Here is a 16,688-nt window from a genome sequence, read left to right as displayed (position 1 = left end):
GGTCGGCACGTGAGGCCCCTCGGTCGGATCTTTCTGTCGCAAGATCGTTCCTACCAGGGGCCTTACGGCTGCGCGGACTTGGCGACGGCAGCGGCACAGCACAGCCCAGCGATCACAGCGAGCGACGACCGGTTACCGGGAAAGGCTCACTGGGCCGACCTCGTCGGCATCGACGTGTCCGACCTCCAGAGGACGACCCTCAAGAAGCACAACCCGAAGACCGTCCGCGAGAACACAGGAGACGGCTATCACGGCTGTCTTGTCATTCGAGTTCTCCAAGCAGCCGAGTTGTACCGTCGCATCGAGGGCTGGTGGTGCGGCATAGTAGGTGCCGCGACGTCAGCGGACTAACAAAATGTCTGTTTTAGGTCGCTACGCCATCCCCTGTGGTGTAATCGGCAACACGGGTCACTTTGGATGATTTGTTCCAGGTTCGAGTCCTGGCAGGGGAGCCACAGCGCACAAGACCCAGGTTCGGGCCCTGACAGCACCGTCAGGGCCCGCTCTCATGTCCCCCCATGAACACCCCGGTATCCTGCGGATGTCCACCCCAGCCCCCTGAAGCCGAAGGGCATCCCCGTGAGCGCCAACCGCCCGGCCGCCGTCGTTGTTCTCGCAGCGGGTGAGGGCACCCGTATGAAGTCGGCCACACCCAAGGTTCTGCACGACATCTGCGGCCGCTCCCTTGTCGGGCATGTGCTCGCCGCCGCGCGCGAGCTGAAGCCCGAGCACCTCGTCGTCGTCGTGGGCCACGCCCGTGAACAGGTCTCCGCACATGTCACGGGAATCGATCCGGATGTGAGGACCGCGGTCCAGGCCGAGCAGAACGGGACGGGGCACGCCGTCCGCATGGCCTTGGAGGAGCTGGGCGGGTCCGTCGACGGGACCGTCGTGGTGGTGTGCGGCGACACGCCGCTGCTCACCGGCGAAACGCTCCAGCAGCTCGCCGGCACGCACGAGGGGGACGGCAACGCGGTCACCGTGCTGACCGCTGAGGTGCCCGACGCCACCGGTTACGGCCGCATCGTCCGCGACGGCGGGACCGGCGCCGTCACCGCGATCGTGGAGCACAAGGACGCGAGCGAGTCCGTGCGGGCGATCAAGGAGATCAACTCGGGGGTCTTCGCCTTCGACGGGCAGCTGCTCGCCGAGGCGCTCGGGAAGGTCAGGACGGACAACAGTCAGGGTGAGGAGTACCTGACCGACGTCCTCGGGATCCTGCGTGAGGCCGGGCACCGGGTGGGGGCCTGTGTGGCCGCCGATCACCGTGAGATCGCGGGTATCAACAACCGTGTGCAGCTGGCGGAGGCGCGTCGGCTGCTCAACGACCGGCTGCTCGTCGAGGCGATGCTGGCGGGTGTGACGATCGTCGATCCGGCGACGACCTGGGTCGATGTGACGGTGACGTTCGAGCAGGACGCGGTGGTGCAGCCGGGGACGCAGCTGCTGGGTTCGACGCACATCGGTGAGGGGGCCGAGGTGGGGCCCAATTCGCGGCTGAAGGACACCGTGGTGGGTGCGGGGGCGCGGGTGGACAACACCGTGTCCAACGGGGCGTCCGTGGGGCCGCAGGCGTCTGTGGGCCCGTACGCCTATCTGCGTCCTGGGACGCGGCTCGGCCTGAAGTCGAAGGTCGGTACGTATGTGGAGACGAAGAACGCCTCGATCGGTGAGGGTACGAAGGTGCCGCATCTGTCGTATGTGGGGGACGCGACGATCGGTGAGTACACGAACATCGGGGCGGCGAGCGTGTTCGTGAACTATGACGGCAAGGACAAGCACCACACGACGGTGGGCTCTCATTGCCGTACTGGTTCGGACAACATGTTTGTGGCGCCTGTCACGATCGGGGACGGTGCCTATACGGCTGCTGGCTCTGTGATCACGAAGGATGTGCCGCCCGGTTCGCTGGCCGTGGCCCGTGGTCAGCAGCGGAATATCGAGGGTTGGGTGGCTCGTAAGCGTCCGGGGAGCGCGGCTGCGAAGGCGGCCGAGGCGGTGTCCCGGGAGCCGGAGGGTCAGGCCTGACCGGAAACAGGTACGTCTGACACGGCGTACCGTGATAAGTGCACACCCGCACCCCCACCAGCCGAGACGGCCGTCCGTTTGGGAGACCCAACGGGCTGTGGCGGCCTCTTGGTACCGAGCTGAGAACACCTCTGAGGAGACAGTGCTGTGACCGGGATCAAGACGACCGGCCAGAAGAAAATGATGTTCTTCTCCGGCCGCGCCCACCCCGAGCTTGCCGAGGAGGTCGCCCACCAGCTGGGTGTCGGGGTCGTCCCGACGAAGGCCTTCGACTTCGCCAACGGTGAGATCTATGTGCGTTACCAGGAGTCGGCGCGTGGTGCCGACTGCTTCCTGATCCAGAGCCACACGGCTCCGATCAACAAGTGGATCATGGAGCAGTTGATCATGATCGACGCGCTGAAGCGTGCGTCGGCGCGTTCCATCACGGTGATTGTGCCGTTCTACGGTTACGCGCGGCAGGACAAGAAGCACCGGGGGCGTGAACCGATTTCGGCGCGTCTGATCGCCGACCTGATGAAGACGGCGGGTGCGGACCGCATTCTGACGATCGACCTGCACACGGATCAGATCCAGGGCTTCTTCGACGGTCCGGTGGACCACCTGTTCGCGCTGCCGCTGCTGGCGGACTACGTGGGTCAGAAGGTGGACCGGGACAAGCTGACGGTCGTGTCTCCGGACGCGGGTCGGGTGCGGGTGGCGGACCGCTGGTGCGACCGTCTGGGTGCGCCACTGGCGATCGTGCACAAGCGGCGTGACAAGGACGTCGCGAACCAGGTGACGGTGCACGAGGTCGTCGGTGATGTGAAGGGCCGTATCTGTGTCCTGGTCGATGACATGATCGACACGGGCGGCACGATCTGTGCGGCCGCGGACGCGCTGTTCGCGCACGGCGCGGAGGATGTGATCGTGACGGCGACGCACGGTGTGCTGTCGGGTCCGGCGGCGGATCGGCTGAAGAATTCGAAGGTGAGTGAGTTCGTCCTGACGAACACGCTGCCGACGCCGGGTGAGCTGCAGTTGGACAAGATCACGGTGCTGTCGATCGCGCCGACGATCGCGAGTGCGGTGCGTGAGGTGTTCGAGGACGGTTCGGTGACGAGCCTGTTCGACGAGCAGTGATGCTGCTGAGGTAGAGATCGTTTTGGGTGCGGCCTCCCGCTCCGAGTAGACTGCCGCAGTTGCTCGGCGAGGGAGGCCGTACTCATGGGTACGGCGGTCCGTAATCGACGCGCTCTTCGTAGCAGGCCGTTCGTGGCCGGGTGACCCCGTCCGTTTCTGGTTTCTACGAGGAGTGATCATGTCCGAGGTGAAGATCGCCGCTGAGACGCGCACCGAGTTCGGCAAGGGTGCCGCGCGTCGTATCCGTCGTGACAGCAAGGTTCCGGGTGTCCTGTACGGGCACGGTTCTGACCCGCTGCACCTGACCCTGCCGGGTCACGAGCTGCTGCTCGCGCTGCGTACGCCGAACGTCCTGATCTCGCTGAACATCGACGGCAAGAAGAGCGAGCTGGCGATTCCGAAGGCCGTGCAGCGTGACCCGCTTAAGGGCTTCCTGGAGCACGTGGACCTGCTGCTGGTCAAGCGCGGCGAGAAGGTCACGGTCGAGATCCCGGTCCAGACCGAGGGCGAGCTGGCCCCGGGTGGCAACCTGCTGGAGCACGTGCTGGCCGCGCTGCCGGTCGAGGCCGAGGCCACGCACATCCCCGAGGCGGTCACGGTCTCGGTCGAGGGTCTCGAGGCCGGTGCCTCGGTCCACGCCAAGGACATCGTTCTGCCGTCGGGTGTGACCCTGGCGGTCGACGAGGACGCTGTGGTTCTGCAGGTCCTGGCCGCGCAGGTGGAGGAGGCTCCGGAGGGCGAGGAGGCCGCCGAGGGCGAAGAGGCCCCCGCCGAGGCCTGATCCTCACCGTCGTCGTTTCGTCAGCCGCTGTTCCCGCGAGGGACGGCGGCTGGCGCGTATCAAGGAGACATGGACGTGACCACCGCCGCAGGCGCTCCCTGGCTGATCGTCGGCCTGGGCAATCCGGGACCCGAGTACGCGATGAACCGGCACAACGTCGGTTTCATGGTGGCCGATCTGCTGGCCGGGCGGATCGGGGGGAAGTTCAAGCGTGCGGGCAAGGCGCAGGCGCAGGTCGTGGAGGGGCGGATCGGTCCTCCGGGGCCGGCGAACCGTCGGGTGATCCTCGCCAAGCCGATGTCGTTCATGAACCTGTCGGGTGGTCCGGTGAACGCCTTGCGGGACTTCTACAAGGTGCCGGTGGGGAACGTGGTGGCCGTGCACGACGAGCTGGACATCGATTACGGCACTCTGCGGCTGAAGCTGGGCGGGGGCGACAACGGCCACAACGGGCTGAAGTCGATCACGAAGGCGATGGGTGCGGACTATCACCGGGTGCGGTTCGGCATCGGGCGTCCTCCGGGGCGTATGCAGGTGGCGGACTTCGTGCTGAAGGACTTCTCGTCGGCGGAGCGCAAGGAGCTGGACTACTTCGTGGACCGTGCGGCGGACGCGGTGGAGTGTCTGGTGATCGAGGGACTGGAGCGGGCGCAAGGCACGTACAACTCCTGAGCGCGTGGGCGGGGTCCCGGGGGCGTCGATACGTGTGTACAACTCGGGACTTGTCGCCTGTGCGGCCCGGCTGGAGTTGACCGGGCGGCAAGCCATGGCCAAGGATCGCCGGCATGCCTTCTGCCGTCTCGTCCTCTCAGGGTGCGGTCGCGGTGCTGCGGTTCGGGCGGCTCGCGGCGATGGGTACGGTCGCCGTGCTGATCGTGATCGCCGGCGTCTGGGGTTCCTGGGGAACCGCGCAGTACGTGATGCTGACCAAGGGGCGTGAGCAGGGCACGATCGAGGTGACCCGGTGCGGGGCGAAGACGTGCACTGGTCCGTTCACGCCGTTGTCGGCCGGGGCGAGGCCCCGCAGGAGCGTGGTGCTCCAGAAGACGGTCGCGGTGCGGCGGGGGACGACGTACACGGTGGTCTTGAAGCCGGATTCGGACGATGTCGTGCGCTCGGGGCCGGCCGGGATTCTCTACGCGTGGGTGCCGCTGGGCGGGGCGCTGTTGCTGGCCTCGGTGGTGGTGGCGGGCGGACTGCGGCGGGCGCGGCCGGCGTGGGTGCTGGCGGGTGCGGGGACCGCTCTGCTGACGGCTGCTTTCCTGGTGCTGTGAGGGTGCTCGGGCCGCCCGCTTCCGGGTGGCCCGTCGCCGTGTGCCGCCACAGGAGGGCCGGCTGCTGCCGGCGTACGACAGGGCAGTGCCCCGGGTCCGTGCGGGTCCCGGGGCACTGCCGTGTTCTCGGGGTCCTCAGCCGGTGTTGCGCAGGCCGGCCGCGACGCCGTTCACGGTCAGCAGCAGCGCCCGGGACAGCAGCGGGTCGGGTTCCGTGTCCGCGGCGGCCGCGTCGCGCTGCCGCTTGAGCAGGGCGACCTGGAGGTAGGAGATCGGGTCCAGGTAGGCGTCGCGGATGGCGAACGTCTGCCGCAGGACCGGCTGGGAGTCCAGCAGTTCCTGTTCCCCGGTGATGCGCAGCACCTCACGGACCGTCAACTCGTGTTCGGCCTCGATCGTGGTGAACACGTGCTTGAGCTCGTCGGGGACGAGGGTGTCGACGTAGTGGCGGGCGATCCGCAGGTCGGTCTTGGCGAGGGTCATCTCGACGTTGGAGATGAAGTTGCCGAAGAAGTGCCACTGTTCGTGCATCTCTTCGAGCACGGTGTCCAGGCCGGCCTCGCGCAGTGCCTTGAGGCCGGAGCCGACGCCGAACCAGCCGGGCACGATCTGCCGGGACTGGGTCCATCCGAAGACCCAGGGGATGGCACGCAGTCCGTCAAGTCCGGCACCTGAGTCCGGGCGCCGCGAGGGCCGGGAGCCGAGGTGGAGGTCGGCGAGCTGGTCGACGGGGGTGGAGGCGAAGAAGTACGCGGGCAGGTCGGGGTCCTCGACGAGCCTGCGGTAGGCGGCGTGGGCGGCGTCGGAGACGACGTCCATGGCCGCGTCCCAGCGGGCGAGGGCCTCGACGGACTGGCGGGGCGCGGTGTGCAGGGCGGAAGCCTGCAGGGTGGCGGCGACGGTCAGTTCGAGGTTCTCGCGGGCCAGGGACGGGATCAGGTACTTGTCGGAGATGACCTCGCCCTGCTCGGTGACCTTGATCTCGCCTTCGAGGGTGCCCCAGGGCTGCGCGAGGATCGCGTCGTGGGTGGGGCCGCCGCCGCGGCCGACGGTGCCGCCGCGGCCGTGGAAGAGCCTGAGCCGTACGCCGTAGCGGTGGGCGACATCGCGCAGGCGGCGCTGGGCGCGGTGGATCTCCCACTGGGAGGTGGTGATGCCGCCGAACTTGGAGGAGTCGCTGTAGCCGAGCATGACCTCCTGCACGTCGCCGCGCAGGGCGACGAGCCTCCGGTAGGAGGGGTCGGAGAGCATGTCCTCGAGGATCGTGTCGGCGGCCTTCAGCTCGTCCGTCGTCTCCAGCAGCGGGACGATGCCGATCTTGGCCCAGCCGGCGTGCAGGTCGATCAGGCCGGCCTCGCGGGCGAGCACGGCGGCGGCGAACACGTCGTCGGCGCCCTGGCACATGGAGATGATGTAGGACTCGATGACCTCGGGTCCGAAGACCTTCAGGGCCCGCTTGACGGTCTCGAACACGCCGAGCGTCTTGGTGCCGGCCGTGTCCAGCGGGGCGGGGATGGGGGCGAGCGGCCGGCGGGAGCGCAGTTCCTTGGCGAGGAGCTTGTGCCGGTACTCGCGCGGCATGTCGTCGTAGCGCCAGGACTCCTCGCCGAGCCGGTCGAAGAGCTGACCGAGGGCGTGGTGGTGGGCGTCGGCGTGCTCACGGACGTCCATGGTGGCCAGTTGGAGGCCGAAGGCGGCGAGGGTGCGGATGGTGCGGGTGAGCCGGCCGTCGGCGAACAGGCTGCCGCGGTGGGCGCGCAGCGAGGCCTGGATGACTCTGAGGTCGTGCAGCAGTTCGGCGGTGCCGAGGTAGTCGCGTCCCGGCTCGTGCTGGGTGCTCCTGGCCAGGCGCCGCTTGGTGTTGACGAGCTTCTGGCGGATGCAGGTGGCCTTGAGCCGGTAGGGCTCCTCGGCGTTGAGGCGCTTGTAGCGGGGGCTGATCTCGGGCAGCAGCTCGAGGTCGGCGCGCAGGGACTCCAGCAGGTCCTCGGTGGCGCCTGTGTAGCGGATGGACTGCGACAGCAGGCCTCGCAGTTCGTCGATCATCTCCAGCGCGTCGTTGATGCCGTGCTCGTGCTGGAGGATCAGCACCTCCCAGGTGACCTCGGGGGTCACGTTGGGGTTGCCGTCGCGGTCGCCGCCGATCCAGGTGCCGAAGGTGAGGGGGCGGGTCTCGTCGGGCAGCTTGACGCCGACGCGCTCCAGTTCGGCGCTGAGGTCCTCCAGGACGTCGCCGACGGCGCCGGCGTGCAGCTCGTCGAGGTAGTAGATGGCGTTGCGGGCCTCGTCGGCGGGTTCGGGGCGCACCACGCGCAGCTCGTCGGTCTGCCAGACGAGGTCGATGTTCTCGGCCAGGCGTGTGTCGTGGCGGCGGCGGTCGGCCTCGATGACGGGGGTCTCCAGGAGCGCGGCGATGCGCCGGAGCTTGTTGAGGACGGAGCGGCGCGCGGCCTCCGTCGGGTGCGCCGTGAACACCGGGCGCACGTTGAGGTTCGTGACGCTCTCGCGCAGGTGGTCCGGGTCGGCGTCCTTGAGGCGGTCGGCCGTACGGGCGAGGAGTCCGCCCTCGGCGGCGCGGTGCGCGCGCAGTTCGCGGCCGCGGTGCACCTGCTCGGTGACGTTGGCCAGGTGGAAGTAGGTGGAGAAGGCGCGCACCAACTTGGCGGCGGTGTCCAGTTCGGTGCCGCGCAGCAGTTCCGCGGCTGCCTCCCCGTCCTCTCGGGTCAGCCGGCGGACCCGCTCGACCAGCTCCAGGAGCTCGGGGCCCTCCTGTCGGACGAGGGTCTCGCCGAGCAGATCGCCCAGTCGGCGGATATCGGCGCGCAGCTCACTGTTGGTCGTCGTGGTCTGGTCGTCGGCACTGCTCACAGGTGCGGCTCCTTGCGGTAATCAGGAGGTGCGTCGCGTCAGCGACTCCCTGGAAGGGCGGTGGTGGGCGACGGGTGGGGTCGTCTGGCAGGGGACCCGGACGAGTGCCGCGCGGCGGGTGCCGCATACGGACCGGGCATCCGGGAAGAAAAGAGAGCGGACCGCGCTGTCCGACCGTCTCCAAGGATAGGTGTCCGGACGGACGCGCAGGCTCATGGGCTCTTGCCGCCGGGCAACGCACTGCCATACTTACGACGCCGTAGGTTACGGAACCGTAGGGTGTCCCGCCGGATCGCGGGGGAACCCTGGGACCGTATCCGGGCACCTGCCTCAACCCTCGACCCCACAGGGGACGCCCCATGACCGCAAGCTCCGATGTGATGGAAGACGCCCCGAAGGCGAACGACGACACTGCGGTGTCCTCCGGCACCCTGGGCGGCGAGCAGAAGGGCTCGATCGAGCAGATCGCGCTGCTGTTGTTCATCATCGTCCCGTTCCTTGCGCTCGTCGCGGCAGTGCCGCTGGCCTGGGGCTGGGGCGTGAGCTGGCTCGACGTGGCCCTGCTGGTCTTCTTCTACTACCTGGGCTGCCACGGCATCACGATCGGTTTCCACCGCCACTTCACCCACAGTTCCTTCAAGGCGAAGCGACCCTTGAAGATCGCGCTGGCGATCGCGGGTTCGATGGCCGTGGAGGGCCCCCTCGTGCGCTGGGTGGCCGACCATCGCAAGCACCACCAGTTCTCGGACGCGGAGGGCGACCCGCACTCTCCGTGGCGTTACGGTGAGACGCTTCCGGCTCTGATGAAGGGCCTGTGGTGGGCGCACATCGGCTGGCTGTTCGACGAGGAGCAGACGTCGCAGGAGAAGTACGCACCGGATCTGATCAAGGACCCGGCGCTGCGGGCGGTCTCCCGCCAGTTCGTGCTGTGGACCGGGCTGTCCTTGGCGCTGCCGCCGCTGATCGGCGGGCTGGTCACGATGTCCTGGTGGGGTGCCTTCACGGCGTTCTTCTGGGGCTCACTCGTCCGGGTGGCGCTGCTGCACCACGTGACCTGGTCGATCAACTCGATCTGCCACGCCGTGGGCAAGCGCCCGTTCAAGTCGCGCGACCGCTCCGGCAACGTGTGGTGGCTGGCGATCCTGTCCTGCGGCGAGTCCTGGCACAACCTGCACCACGCGGACCCCACGTCGGCGCGGCACGGGGTGGAGCGCGGCCAGCTCGACTCCTCGGCCCGGATCATCCGCTGGTTCGAGCAGCTCGGCTGGGCGTACGACGTGCGCTGGCCATCACGCTCGCGTATCGATTCCCGCCGCAGCACCGACGGGGACGGCTCCCGGCGCCGGAAGGTCACCGCTGACGCGGCATGATTGACGGGTGGCGACCGATTCCTCCAGCACCCCCAGCAACGAAAAGCCGCGGCGCACCCGTCGTACGCGGATGACCGGTGCGGAGCGCCGCCAGCAGCTGCTGGAGATCGGTCGTACGCTGTTCGCCGCCAAAGGGTTCGAGGGCACGTCGGTAGAGGAGATCGCGGCGAAGGCCGGGGTCTCCAAGCCGGTGGTGTACGAGCACTTCGGTGGCAAGGAGGGGCTGTACGCGGTGGTGGTGGACCGCGAGATGCGGCGCCTGCTGGACATGGTGACCGGTTCGCTCACCGCCGGGCACCCCCGGGAGCTGTGCGAACAGGCGGCCTTCGCGCTCCTGGACTACATCGAGGAGTACACGGACGGTTTCCGGATCCTGGTCCGTGACTCCCCCATCCCGCAGTCGACGGGAACCTTCGCCTCGCTCATCTCGGACATCGCCACGCAGGTGGAGGACATCCTGGGCCGCGAGTTCAAGAGCCGCGGCTTCGACCCCAAGCTGGCCCCTCTCTACGCGCAGGCGCTGGTCGGCATGGTGGCGCTGACCGGCCAGTGGTGGCTGGACGTGCGCCGCCCGAAGAAGGCCGAGGTGGCGGCGCATCTGGTGAACCTGGCGTGGCACGGACTGGACGGTCTCGAGCCGAAGCCGCGGCTGATAGGTCATCGCAAGAGCTGAGGCGCGGCCGACGCGATCACCCGATCTGATGACCTTTGTCGACTGCGGCCGCTGCCGTGGTACACAGGCCAGGAATCCCTGGAAGCCCTCAAGCGGCCGTGGCCACCGGCTCCAGGAACTCCAGCCGGTTCCCCACCGGGTCCTCCGAGTAGAAGCGGTGGTGTCCCGGCAGGTTGTCGTCCCAGGTCACCGGCACCCCGAGCGCCGCGAGCCGGTCCGCATACGCCGTGATCCCGGTGACGCGAAGCCCAGGATGGGCCTTCCTCGCGGGCCGGAAGTCGCTCTCGATCCCCAGGTGCAGCTGCACCGCCCCTGCCTGGAACCAGCAGCCCCCGCGCGCCGCCAGTACCGGCGGCTTCGGGATCTCGGTCATGCCGAGGACGTCGACGTAGTACGCCCGCAGCAGGTCCTCCGAGCCGGGCGGGGCGGCCAGCTGGACGTGGTCGACGGCGGTCAGCACGGGTCAGGCCTCCTTCGTGGCGACGGCGAAGATCCGGCGGAACGGGAACACCGTTCCGTGCCCGGTCGCCGGGTACGCCTCCCTCAACGCCGTCCGGTAGGCGGTGAGGAACTCCTCCGCCTCCTCTCCCAACTCGGTGAGGACCGGCCGCAGTCCGGTGCCCTTCACCCAGTCCAGGACCGGGTCCTCGCCCTGCAGCAGATGCAGGTACGTCGTCTCCCAGACGTCGGCGGTGCAGCCGAGGTCGGTGAGGCGCGCCAGATAGGCCTCGGGGGTGAGGACCGCGTCGTCGTGGCGCAGGATGCCGGCGAGGCGGTCCTTCCAGCGGGCCGAACCGGCGAGTTCCCGCATCAGCTGGTGGCTCGGCGAGTCGAAGTTGCCGGGTACCTGGAAGGCGAAGGTACCGCCCGGCTTCAGCGCTGCCACCCAGTCGGCGAAACGCGCAGCGTGTCCCGGTACCCATTGCAGGGTGGCGTTGCTGATGATCAGGTCGCACGGCTCCGGGGGCGCCCAGGTGCGGGCGTCGGTGTGGGCGAAGTCGATGCGGCCGCCGCCCGGGGTGGGGCCCTCGTGGTCGGTGTGCGCCTTGTCGAGCATCTCGGGCGAGTTGTCGTACCCGGTGATGTGCGCGGAGGGCCAGCGATCCGCGAGCAGGACGGTGACATTGCCGGGTCCGCAGCCCAGGTCGGCGATGCGGGGCGCGTCGCCGGGCAGTCCGGGAACGCGGGCCAGCAGATCGGCGAAGGGGCGGGCGCGATGGCCGGCATGACGCAGGTACTGGCCGGGGTCCCAGGTGGTGGCGATGGGCATGGCAGCTCTCCTCACGGCGTACGGACACGTCGTCCCGTACGGAGACGTCGCCCCCGTCCGACGCCGCCTCCGTACGGAACATCATCCTCACCTCGAAAGTACCTCGACGTCAAGAAACTCCATGTCAAGAGACTTCATGTCGACACAACCACTACACTGATCGCCATGGAGGACGAGGTCGATCGGCTGGTCGCGGCGTGGCGCCGGGAGCGCCCGGACCTCGACGTGGAACCGCTTGAAGTGCTCAGCCGGGTGAGCAGGCTGGCACGGCATCTGGACCGCGCACGTCGGCTGGCGTTCGCCGAGCACAGCCTGGAGCCCTGGGAGTTCGACGTCCTCACCGCGCTGAGGCGGGCCGGGGCCCCCTACCAGCTGTCCCCGGGGCAGTTGCTGACGCAGACGCTGGTCACCTCCGGCACGATGACGAACCGCATCGACCGCCTGGCGAAGAAGGGCCTGGTCGAGCGGCTGCCCGACCCCAGCGACCGCCGGGGCGTGCTGGTGCGCCTCACGGACGAGGGCCGGGACCGGGCGGACCAGGCACTCGCCGGACTGCTCGACCAGGAGCGCGCGATCCTGGCGGAGCTCAGCTCAGCCCAGCGCGGCGAACTGGCCGCGCTGCTACGCCAGCTGACCGCCCCGTTCGACAACATCCCCGGCTAGGTCGACCGGTCCGACACCGGCGCGGCGGGCCAGGGCGACGGCGGCGAGTGTCGAGTGGACGCCCAGCTTGCCCAGCACGTTCTGCATATGGGTGCGGACGGTGTGCGGGGAGAGGTACAGCCGCTCGGCGACGGCCTTGCGGCCCAGGCCCGCGACCATGCACCGCAGCACCTCCCGCTCCCGCGGCGTCAGGGACTCCACCAGCCGTTCGCTCTCGGTGCGGTGTTTGCGGGCCGCGGTCAGCTCGCGCAGCACGCCGGTGAGCAGGGCCGGCGGAAGGTGCGTCTCGTCCCGCAGCACGCCCCGGATGACGGCGAGCAGCCGGGACAGCGAGCAGTCCTTGGCGACCCAGCCGGACGCGCCGGCCTGCAGGGCGAGGGCCGCCCGGCGCGGGTCGTCCTTCTCGGCGAGGACGACGGTCCGTACGCTCGGCTGCCCGGAACGGACCCCGGCGACAAGGGAGATGCCGTCGACGAGCCCGTCCTCGTTGCCCTCCTGGACGGGCACCGCGGCGCGCGAGCCGGGGACGTTGCCCCCGAGGTCCGCGTCGACGAGCATCACGTCGAATCTGCGGCCCTCCGCGGCCGCCCGATCCAGGCAGCGCAGCGCGGCCGGACCGCTGCCCGCCGCGGACACGTCGACGTCGGGCTCGGCCGCCAGCGCGGCTGCGAGCGACTCGGCGAAGATGCGATGGTCGTCGACGACCAGGACTCGGATACGAACCACTCAAACCCCCACTGCTCGGGGGACGACCCACGCAGGTGCGGCGCCCTGAGTGCTCCCCGGTCATGACACCTGGGACAGGGCGACGCAGCCGCACGGCCGCCGCCGTGCTGGAACTGCTACCCCCACTCCGGGCGTCGTACCCGGCTGTCTCGCCCCCTGATCAGCACCGGCCCCCACCGGCGCTGTTCACAGGGTAGGGCCAGGGGCCGGGAGCGGAAGGATATTTGCAGAACTGGTTGGCCAGCGCGTTTAGGGTGAGCCGCATGTTTCGTATCGAGACGGAAGTCGACAGGGAGCGGCGGGATCTGCTCCGCGCCCGGCTGCGCGAGACGAACACGGCGGCGTCCCCGGTGCTGCGCGCGCTGCGCGGAACCCCTGGTGAACGCGAAGTCCCGCTCCACCTATGGGCGTTGGACGCGGCAGGCGAGCTGGCGGGCGGTCTGGTCGGACACACCTGGACGACGTGGTTGCACGTCGCCTACCTGTGGGTGGACGGCCGCCACCGTGGCGCGGGCCTCGGCACCCGCCTCCTGGCCGAGGCGGAGCACGTTGCGCACCAGGGGCGCGGATGCACGGCCGCGCGCCTGGAGACATGGGACTTCCAGGCGCCGGAGTTCTACCGGAAGCACGGCTACGACGTGGTGTGCGTGATCCCCGACTACCCGCCGGGGATCACGGAGTACACGTTGACCAAGCGGCTCAGCCGAGCCGGCGGGCTCCCGCCGACGGCGCCGCCAGGAACACCCGGGGGGTCGTGAAACCGGCGCCAGAGAACGCTTCTTCGATCGCCTTCGTGATCGTGTCCATGTCGGATGCCTCCGCGAGCACGATCGCCGAACCGCCGAAGCCGCCGCCCGTCATCCGGGCGCCGAGTGCGCCGGAGGCGTTCGCCGTCTCCACGACCAGGTCCAGTTCGGGACAGGAGATGCGCAGATCGTCCCTGAGGGAGACATGGCCCTCCGTCAGCACGGGACCGATCGCTCGGACGTCGCCCGCGTCCAGCAGGGCGACGACCCGGTCGACGCGGTGGTCGTCCGAGACCACGTGCCGCACATAGCGGCGTACCCGCTCGTCGGACAGACGCGCGAGTGCGGAGTCCAGGTCCTCGTAGGCGACGTCCCGCAGGTGCGAGACCCGGAGCTGCCGCGCACCCTCCTCGCACCCCGCGCGCCGCTCGGCGTACGCCCCGTCGCCCAGCGCGTGCTTGACGCGGGTGTCCACGACGAGCAGCGCGAGGTCCTGGGCGGCCAGGTCGAAGGGGATCTGGCGGATCGAGAGGTCACGGCAGTCGAGGTGCAGGGCGCTGCCCTCGTCGCTGCAGGCCGACGCCATCTGGTCCATGACGCCGCACGGCACGCCGACGAAGTCGTTCTCGGCGCGCTGGGCGAGCCTGGCCAGCTCGGGGCGGCTCAGGCCGAGGCCGAACAGGTCGTTGAGCGCGAGGGCGGTGACCACCTCGAGGGCCGCCGAGGACGACAGGCCCGCGCCGGTCGGCACGGTCGAGGACAGATGGAGGTCGGCGCCGGTGATCACGTGGCCGGCCTCGCGCAGCACCCAGACGACACCGGCCGGATAAGCGGCCCAGCTGGTGTTCGTCAGCGGCCGCAGCTCGTCCACGCGCAGTTCGACGACCGGGCCCTCGATGTCCGCCGAGTGCAGCCGCAGCACCCCGTCGGAGCGGCGCGAGACCGCCGCGACCGCCGTGTGCGGCAGGGCGAACGGCATCACGAACCCCTCGTTGAAGTCCGTGTACTCACCGATCAGATTGACCCGGCCCGGAGCCGCCCAGACGCCCTCGGGGGCGCTGCCGAACAGTTCCTCGAAGCCCTCGCGTACGCCCATCTACTGCTCCCTTGCGACGTTCTGCGCGAACTCCCACGCGTCCGCGACGATCCCCGCGAGGTCCGCGCGGGACGGGTTCCAGCCGAGGCGCTCCCGGGCCGTGGCCGCGGAGGCGACCAGGAACGCCGGGTCGCCGCCCCGGCGCGGGGCCGCGACCTCGGGGATCGGGTGCCCGGTGACCTGGCGCACCGTCTCGATGACCTCGCGCACCGAGAAGCCGTTGCCGTTGCCGAGGTTGCAGATCAGGTGCTCGCCGGAGGTGGCGGCGTCGAGCGCCAGCAGGTGCGCCTCGGCCAGGTCCGCGACGTGGATGTAGTCGCGGATGCAGGTGCCGTCGGGCGTGGGGTAGTCGTCGCCGAAGACCGAGATGGCCTCCCGCCGGCCCTGCGCGACCTGGAGCACGAGCGGGATCAGGTGGGACTCCGGGTTGTGGCGCTCGCCGTAGGCGCCGTAGGCGCCCGCCACGTTGAAGTAGCGCAGGGACACGGCGCCCAGGCCGTGGGCGGTCGCCTCACCCGTGATCATGTGGTCGACGGCGAGCTTCGAGGCGCCGTAGGGAGAGGTCGGCGCGGTCGGGTCGGTCTCGGTGATCGGGGTGTTCACCGGCTCGCCGTAGGTCGCCGCGGTGGAGGAGAAGACGAGCTTGCGCACGCCCGCCTCCCGCATCGCGCCGAGCAGCGCCATGGTGCCGCCGACGTTGTTGTCCCAGTACTTCTCCGGCTTCACGACCGACTCGCCGACCTGCGAGAACGCGGCGAAGTGCAGGACCGCGTCGTACGAGGGATCCACCCATTTGGCCGCATCGCGGATGTCGCCCTCGACGAAAGCAGCACCGGCCGGCACACCCTCGCGGAAGCCGGTCGAGAGATTGTCGAGGACGACGACCTCGTGGCCCGCCTCCAGCAGGTGCTGCGCGACCACGCTGCCCACATAGCCCGCGCCGCCCGTGACCAGGTACTTCCCACTCATGAACTCGCTACCTCTCGCATTCGCTGGGCCGCGGCTTCCGGCGGCACGTCGTTGATGAACACGTTCATGCCGGACTCGGAACCCGCGAGGAACTTCAGCTTGCCGGAAGTGCGGCGAATGGTGAAAAGCTCGAGGTGGAGCGCGAAGTCGTCCCTGATCACGCCCTCGAAGTCGGCCAGCGCGCCGAACGGCGCCTGGTGCCAGGCGGCGATGTACGGCGTCGGAGACTCGACCACGGCGTTCTCCCCCCCACCGCGCACGGAGCCGTACCCCTCGTCGAAGATCCGGTCGAAGCGCCTCAAGAGTTCCAGATAGACCTTGGGGAATTCTGTGCGGGCCGCCTCGTCCAGCGCGAGCAGGTCCGGGACGCGCCGGCGGGGGTAGAGGTGGACCTCGTAGGGCCAGTGCGCGGCGTACGGCACGAAGGCCACCCAGTGGTCGCTCTCCAGGACGACGCGCTCGCCGGCGAGCTCGCGCTCCAGCACGGCGTCGAACAGGTTCTCCCCGCCACTCGCCTCCTTGTGGGCGGCGAGCGATCCGAGCATCAGGGCGGTGCGGGGGGTAGTGAAGGGGTAGGCGTAGATCTGACCGTGCGGGTGACCGAGGGTCACTCCGATCTCCCGGCCGCGGTTCTCGAAGCAGAACACCTGCTCGACGGCGGTCAGATGGGACAGCTCCGCGGTGCGATCGGTCCAGGCGTCCAGGACCAGGCCGGCCTGTTCCTCGGTCAGATCGGCGAAGGAGGCGTTGTGGTCGGAGGTGAAGCAGACGACCTCGCAGCGGCCGGAGTCGCCGGCGAGCGAGGGGAAGCGGTTCTCGAAGACGACCACGTCGTACGAGGAGTCCGGGATCTCGCTCAAGTGCTCGCCCCTGGACGGACACAGGGGGCACTGGTCGGCGGGCGGGAGGTAGGTGCGGCCCTGCCGGTGGGAGGCCACGGCGACCGAGTCGCCCAGCAGCACATCCCGGCGGATCTCGGAGGTCGTGACGGTCCGCTCCAGCGGCCGGCGGTCCACCGCGTCCCGCACGGTGTCGTCGCGCAGGTCGTAGTAGATGAGCTCACGACCGTCGGCCAGCCGGGTCGAGGTCTTCTTCACGACAC

The 16,688-nt window shown here is 69.5% G+C and carries 16 protein-coding genes, 1 tRNA gene and 1 pseudogene; 11 read left to right on the top strand and 7 right to left on the bottom strand.

What is annotated here, in order from left to right:
- The 7 genes and pseudogenes from ACWDA7_RS18865 to ACWDA7_RS18835 form a co-directional block, all read left to right on the top strand.
- Positions 1-351 (top strand): annotated as a pseudogene (locus tag ACWDA7_RS18865) (hypothetical protein); the annotation flags it as partial.
- A gap of 29 nt (positions 352-380) precedes the next feature.
- Positions 381-455, top strand: a tRNA-Gln gene (locus tag ACWDA7_RS18860).
- Positions 456-579: 124 nt separating this feature from the next.
- Positions 580-2,028 carry a bifunctional UDP-N-acetylglucosamine diphosphorylase/glucosamine-1-phosphate N-acetyltransferase GlmU gene (glmU, locus tag ACWDA7_RS18855; protein WP_450605387.1) on the top strand — a complete coding sequence of 483 codons (1,449 nt, stop codon included), beginning with the start codon at positions 580-582 and terminating at the stop codon, positions 2,026-2,028.
- A 147-nt stretch (positions 2,029-2,175) separates the two neighbouring features.
- The gene (locus tag ACWDA7_RS18850) at positions 2,176-3,150 is read left to right on the top strand and encodes a ribose-phosphate diphosphokinase (protein WP_432928577.1); all 975 of its coding nucleotides are present in this window, start codon (positions 2,176-2,178) and stop codon (positions 3,148-3,150) included.
- A gap of 178 nt (positions 3,151-3,328) precedes the next feature.
- Positions 3,329-3,931, top strand: coding sequence for a 50S ribosomal protein L25/general stress protein Ctc (locus ACWDA7_RS18845; protein ID WP_450605386.1), 603 nt, complete (start codon positions 3,329-3,331; stop codon positions 3,929-3,931).
- Between the two features lie 69 nt (positions 3,932-4,000).
- Positions 4,001-4,603, top strand: a complete 603-nt coding sequence (pth, locus tag ACWDA7_RS18840; protein WP_450605385.1) for an aminoacyl-tRNA hydrolase — start codon at positions 4,001-4,003, stop codon at positions 4,601-4,603.
- A 113-nt stretch (positions 4,604-4,716) separates the two neighbouring features.
- Positions 4,717-5,205: a hypothetical protein gene (locus tag ACWDA7_RS18835; RefSeq protein ID WP_450605384.1), complete on the top strand. Its 489-nt coding sequence runs from the start codon at positions 4,717-4,719 to the stop codon at positions 5,203-5,205.
- A 135-nt stretch (positions 5,206-5,340) separates the two neighbouring features.
- On the opposite strand, the gene ppc is transcribed toward ACWDA7_RS18835, so the two are convergent.
- The gene (ppc, locus tag ACWDA7_RS18830) at positions 5,341-8,073 is read right to left on the bottom strand and encodes a phosphoenolpyruvate carboxylase (RefSeq protein ID WP_450605383.1); all 2,733 of its coding nucleotides are present in this window, start codon (positions 8,071-8,073) and stop codon (positions 5,341-5,343) included.
- Between the two features lie 359 nt (positions 8,074-8,432).
- On the opposite strand from ppc, the gene ACWDA7_RS18825 reads away from it, so the two are divergent.
- Positions 8,433-9,443 carry an acyl-CoA desaturase gene (locus tag ACWDA7_RS18825; protein WP_450605382.1) on the top strand — a complete coding sequence of 337 codons (1,011 nt, stop codon included), beginning with the start codon at positions 8,433-8,435 and terminating at the stop codon, positions 9,441-9,443.
- A 7-nt stretch (positions 9,444-9,450) separates the two neighbouring features.
- Complete coding sequence (locus ACWDA7_RS18820) at positions 9,451-10,116, top strand: TetR family transcriptional regulator (protein WP_450605381.1); 666 nt, start codon at positions 9,451-9,453, stop codon at positions 10,114-10,116.
- 88 nt (positions 10,117-10,204) lie between these two features.
- Here the strand turns inward: ACWDA7_RS18820 and ACWDA7_RS18815 are convergent, their stop codons facing one another.
- Together ACWDA7_RS18815 and ACWDA7_RS18810 are read right to left on the bottom strand one after the other, a co-directional pair.
- A complete protein-coding gene (locus ACWDA7_RS18815) occupies positions 10,205-10,576 on the bottom strand; it encodes a glyoxalase (RefSeq protein WP_450605380.1) in 372 nt (123 codons plus the stop codon).
- A 3-nt stretch (positions 10,577-10,579) separates the two neighbouring features.
- Positions 10,580-11,386 (bottom strand): trans-aconitate 2-methyltransferase, encoded by an 807-nt coding sequence (locus ACWDA7_RS18810; RefSeq protein ID WP_450605379.1) that lies wholly within the window; start codon positions 11,384-11,386, stop codon positions 10,580-10,582.
- A 165-nt stretch (positions 11,387-11,551) separates the two neighbouring features.
- On the opposite strand from ACWDA7_RS18810, the gene tamR reads away from it, so the two are divergent.
- A complete protein-coding gene (tamR, locus tag ACWDA7_RS18805) occupies positions 11,552-12,049 on the top strand; it encodes a MarR family transcriptional regulator TamR (RefSeq protein WP_432928593.1) in 498 nt (165 codons plus the stop codon).
- Here the strand turns inward: tamR and ACWDA7_RS18800 are convergent.
- Complete coding sequence (locus ACWDA7_RS18800) at positions 12,008-12,775, bottom strand: LuxR C-terminal-related transcriptional regulator (RefSeq protein WP_450605378.1); 768 nt, start codon at positions 12,773-12,775, stop codon at positions 12,008-12,010. The genes tamR and ACWDA7_RS18800 overlap by 42 nt on opposite strands.
- Before the next feature lie 263 nt (positions 12,776-13,038).
- Between ACWDA7_RS18800 and ACWDA7_RS18795 the strand changes: the two genes are divergently transcribed.
- On the top strand, positions 13,039-13,533 hold the full coding sequence (locus ACWDA7_RS18795) for a GNAT family N-acetyltransferase (protein WP_450605377.1): 495 nt from the start codon (positions 13,039-13,041) through the stop codon (positions 13,531-13,533).
- Here the strand turns inward: ACWDA7_RS18795 and galK are convergent.
- The 3 genes from galK to galT are packed head-to-tail and all read right to left on the bottom strand — an operon-like array spanning position 13,475 to position 16,683.
- On the bottom strand, positions 13,475-14,617 hold the full coding sequence (galK, locus tag ACWDA7_RS18790) for a galactokinase (RefSeq protein WP_450605376.1): 1,143 nt from the start codon (positions 14,615-14,617) through the stop codon (positions 13,475-13,477). The two genes, ACWDA7_RS18795 and galK, sit on opposite strands and share 59 nt — an antisense overlap.
- Positions 14,618-15,586, bottom strand: a complete 969-nt coding sequence (galE, locus tag ACWDA7_RS18785) for a UDP-glucose 4-epimerase GalE (protein WP_450605375.1) — start codon at positions 15,584-15,586, stop codon at positions 14,618-14,620.
- A complete protein-coding gene (gene galT, locus ACWDA7_RS18780; protein WP_450605374.1) occupies positions 15,583-16,683 on the bottom strand; it encodes a galactose-1-phosphate uridylyltransferase in 1,101 nt (366 codons plus the stop codon). The genes galE and galT overlap by 4 nt, the downstream gene beginning before the upstream one ends.
- Between the last annotated feature and the right edge of the window lie 5 nt (positions 16,684-16,688).

This window comes from Streptomyces sp. NPDC001156, from assembly GCF_053598275.1.
This window is presented reverse-complemented; position numbering and strand designations above follow the sequence as displayed.

Coding starts and splice junctions, on each gene's coding strand:
- ACWDA7_RS18845 (WP_450605386.1), top strand. CDS start 3,329: ATGTCCGAGGTGAAGATCGCCGCTGAGACGCGCACCGAGTTCGGCAAG.
- pth (WP_450605385.1), top strand. CDS start 4,001: ATGGACGTGACCACCGCCGCAGGCGCTCCCTGGCTGATCGTCGGCCTG.
- ACWDA7_RS18835 (WP_450605384.1), top strand. CDS start 4,717: ATGCCTTCTGCCGTCTCGTCCTCTCAGGGTGCGGTCGCGGTGCTGCGG.
- ACWDA7_RS18825 (WP_450605382.1), top strand. CDS start 8,433: ATGACCGCAAGCTCCGATGTGATGGAAGACGCCCCGAAGGCGAACGAC.
- ACWDA7_RS18810 (WP_450605379.1), bottom strand. CDS start 11,386: ATGCCCATCGCCACCACCTGGGACCCCGGCCAGTACCTGCGTCATGCC.
- tamR (WP_432928593.1), top strand. CDS start 11,552: ATGGAGGACGAGGTCGATCGGCTGGTCGCGGCGTGGCGCCGGGAGCGC.
- ACWDA7_RS18795 (WP_450605377.1), top strand. CDS start 13,039: ATGTTTCGTATCGAGACGGAAGTCGACAGGGAGCGGCGGGATCTGCTC.
- galK (WP_450605376.1), bottom strand. CDS start 14,617: ATGGGCGTACGCGAGGGCTTCGAGGAACTGTTCGGCAGCGCCCCCGAG.
- galE (WP_450605375.1), bottom strand. CDS start 15,586: ATGAGTGGGAAGTACCTGGTCACGGGCGGCGCGGGCTATGTGGGCAGC.